Genomic DNA, 3,166 nt, shown 5'->3' with positions numbered 1-3,166 from the left:
GGATGTACAATTGAAGCTGGAAAAACTTCAAGTAAACGTAGGGAAGTAAAAAATTTATTAGCAGAACTTGAAGAAAAAAATCCAGGAGTAAAGCAAAGTGTGTTTAATTCAATGAAAAATATAAATTTGGATTATGTTTTCGGATATACTGGTGACAATATAAATAAAAATAAATAAATAAATGTTAGAATAGTTATAGCTATTCTTTTTTATTTAAGCAGCGTAAGAGTTCAGTATTAAATAGAGTTTTAGAAAGCGTTTGTAAATTTTAAAAATAAAAATTCCGTGACGGCGGACATCATAGCGATATCAAAAACGATGGCGGGCGCCGCAAAAACAGGAAGCTACAACGAGCGTCGTAGAAGTAAAAACGACGAAAACAGCGCAAAACGATATTGAGATTACAAGGGTAGCGGAGGAAATAATGACAACAGAAATGGCGGCAGCAAAAGAAGCAGAAGCGGCGAGACCGCAAATCCAAGAGCTTACCAATTTTCTTAGCGAATACACCGCCAAGATGCTTAGTATCGGCACTTACACCGCGCGCATCGAGCGCTGCGTGCGCAGGATAGCGGACGCTTACGACTATGAGGCGAGCCTGATGATCTTCGTGCGCCACTTCATCATCAGCGTGATGGATCCTGCGGACAACTCTATCCGCCGCACCTACGTCAAAACGGGCGCTGCGGCGCAGATCAGCTTCGATCTGATCTCAGAGCTAAGTGCGCTTAGCTGGGAAATTTACGACGAGAAAATCTCTCTTGCGCGCGCCAGAGCCGCATTTGCCGAAATTTTAGCCTCGCAGAAGAAAAGCTTCGCCAAAACCATCGTTTTGCTCAGCGTCGCAAATGCCGCGTTCTGCGAGCTTTTCGGCGGCGATGGCGGCGCGATGGCGTTAGTTTTTGCGGCTACGGCTTTTGGAATTTGCGCCCGCTATCTGCTTAGCAAGCTCAAAATCAACCTAAAAATCCAATACATCGCAGTTTCGTTCGCAGTCTCCTTCATCGTCTCGCTAGGCGCTCGCTACGGGCTTAGCGCCACGCCCGACGTCGCCGTGGGATCGAGCATATTGTTTTTGATCCCCGGCGTCTGGCTGATCAACTCGGTATTTGACATCCTAAACGAAAATATGCTCGTAGGCATCAGCAGAGGGCTAAACACGGGGCTTTTGATCATCTGCATCGCAATCGGGCTCTTTCTGACGCTTAGCATCTCAAATTTGGGGCTTGTAAATGTTTGATATAGTGTTTTTGGTATTTAAGGATGCTTGCTTTGCCGCTGCGGCGGGGCTGGGGTTTGCGTATGCGTGCATGCCGCCAAAAAAGACGCTTATTTTCTCGGCGCTGCTTGCGGCGGTTGCGCATTCGTGCAGGTTTTTGCTGATTCAAAGCCAAATTTTTTCGATCGCCGCCGCGACGCTTTTTGCGTCGTTTCTGATCGGCATTTTGGGGATGCTCTGCGCCAAGCGCCTTAAGGTGCCCGCAGAGATCATCGCCTTCCCCGCGCTACTTCCGATGATCCCGGGCATCTACGCCTACAAGGCGGTCTTGGCGCTGTTTTCTTATATCAAAGCCTCGGGCGCGCAGCAAAAGCTCGCTCATCTCATCTCGTTTTTCGACAACGCCCTCGCCACGGTCTCGATCTCGCTGGCGCTCGGCACGGGCGTTTCAATAACGCTGCTGATTTTCTACGAGCAGTCCTTGATGATCACTCGCGGCGCAAGGGGAAAATAGCGCTAAGCAAGAAATTTAAGCGGTCGCGGCGGGTAAATTAAATTTATAATCTTCGCTAGCGAGGTAAAATTTTATAAATTTACCGCTCTTGCCGCGAAGGTAAAATTTAGTTATATCTTTCATTTATCGCTCATTATTCGATATTTGTTTTATTGTTTTCTCTTTTTCATCGTAGTAGTATCCCATATAACTCAAAAGCATATTTCTGTAGCCCAAGATATATTTAAAGCTCTTATCTATCAATATGATATAAAAATCATATGTTGCATAATTATCTCTATATTTGAAAGCTATTTTATTGAATGGGCGGCTAGTGTCTATATCGCTATTTTCATAAATTTTATAAGTCATGCAAAATTCTTCCAAATTATTTTTAAAATTTCCATTTTCTTCACCATTAAGTGGTTTATATAAATTAAGAAATAATAAATTTATAGGGATTATGAGCGATGCTTCGATATTATTAATATCTATATTTGGATCTTGTAGATCTATCTTATACTTATAAACTCCATAATTTATTATTGCTTTATTCATGTCGCTTTCGCTAGCAAAATATAGATTGTATCTTAGATCCCCGTTTTCTAAAATCAAACTTTCCTTATCTTCCCAAGGATATACGACTTCGGTTTTAAAAATTTCTTTATCTATATAGGTCTCGGCATCTTGTATCGCCTTGCCGTTTCTGCAAATTTTTGAGCCCAAATCCATAAGATAATCTAAATTTAATCTTTTATCTATCTTGTAAAATTCGCATTTATCATCGGGGCGCTCGTCCCCATGACATTTACTGTGGATGCGTGTTAAATAATCTTTTAATTCTAGATCTTCAATATCTTCTTCGATGTGAAGATTTTTATATTCTGTTCTGATATCATCTATTTTTTTAGCGATTTTTTCTTTAGAAAAGTTTTCACTTTCATGCATCTTTTTAAGCATACACTTTAACGCCCTATCTTTAAGCTGTATATCTGTAAGATTGCCATCTAGATCGCATACCCACTCATACGGATCGGTTTCAATTTTTTCGGCTAAATTTGGGTATTTATACTCCGCGATAATCGAAAGTATCGCGCACAAAGCACATATGGATCGACTTCTTCTTTTTCGACCAAATAAAATATTATGCCGGAAGCACATATTATTATGATGCAGACCAAGTACAGATAATATCTCGTTTTCAAATTTCGCTCCTAAAATTTTCCGCAATATACCTCACACAGACTTAATCCGCGATAATTTTAGAATGTCTCAAATATCGTTAAATCAGAGCTTTTCTTGATCCGCTTCGGCAAATTTTATCTCAATGCTTCATAGGTATTCGGCTCTCTTGCGCCGCTCGTCGCACCTCTGTCGCCAAAGTAAAATTTAGCCGAGCTTTTCTGACTTAAACGCCCTTTTTACCGTCATATAAAAGCCACTAAAGATAAAAA

General features: G+C 41.2%; 3 protein-coding genes. 2 read left to right on the top strand and 1 reads right to left on the bottom strand.

All coding sequences use genetic code 11. The features are described from left to right. Positions 1-424 precede the first annotated feature (424 nt). On the top strand, positions 425-1,240 hold the full coding sequence (locus Q0605_RS01375) for a threonine/serine exporter family protein (protein WP_298703567.1): 816 nt from the start codon (positions 425-427) through the stop codon (positions 1,238-1,240). Between the two features lies 1 nt (position 1,241). Then, positions 1,242-1,733: a threonine/serine exporter family protein gene (locus Q0605_RS01370; protein ID WP_298703568.1), complete on the top strand. Its 492-nt coding sequence runs from the start codon at positions 1,242-1,244 to the stop codon at positions 1,731-1,733. 123 nt (positions 1,734-1,856) lie between these two features. On the opposite strand, the gene Q0605_RS01365 is transcribed toward Q0605_RS01370, so the two are convergent. After that, the gene (locus tag Q0605_RS01365; protein ID WP_298703565.1) at positions 1,857-2,942 is read right to left on the bottom strand and encodes a hypothetical protein; all 1,086 of its coding nucleotides are present in this window, start codon (positions 2,940-2,942) and stop codon (positions 1,857-1,859) included. Positions 2,943-3,166 lie beyond the last annotated feature (224 nt).

It is taken from the genome of uncultured Campylobacter sp., from assembly GCF_938017705.1.
Classification (GTDB): Bacteria; Campylobacterota; Campylobacteria; order Campylobacterales; family Campylobacteraceae; genus Campylobacter_B.
Note: the sequence above shows the minus strand (reverse complement) of the source record. Positions and strands in the feature narration are given on the sequence as shown.

Coding starts and splice junctions, on each gene's coding strand:
- Q0605_RS01375 (WP_298703567.1), top strand. CDS start 425: ATGACAACAGAAATGGCGGCAGCAAAAGAAGCAGAAGCGGCGAGACCG.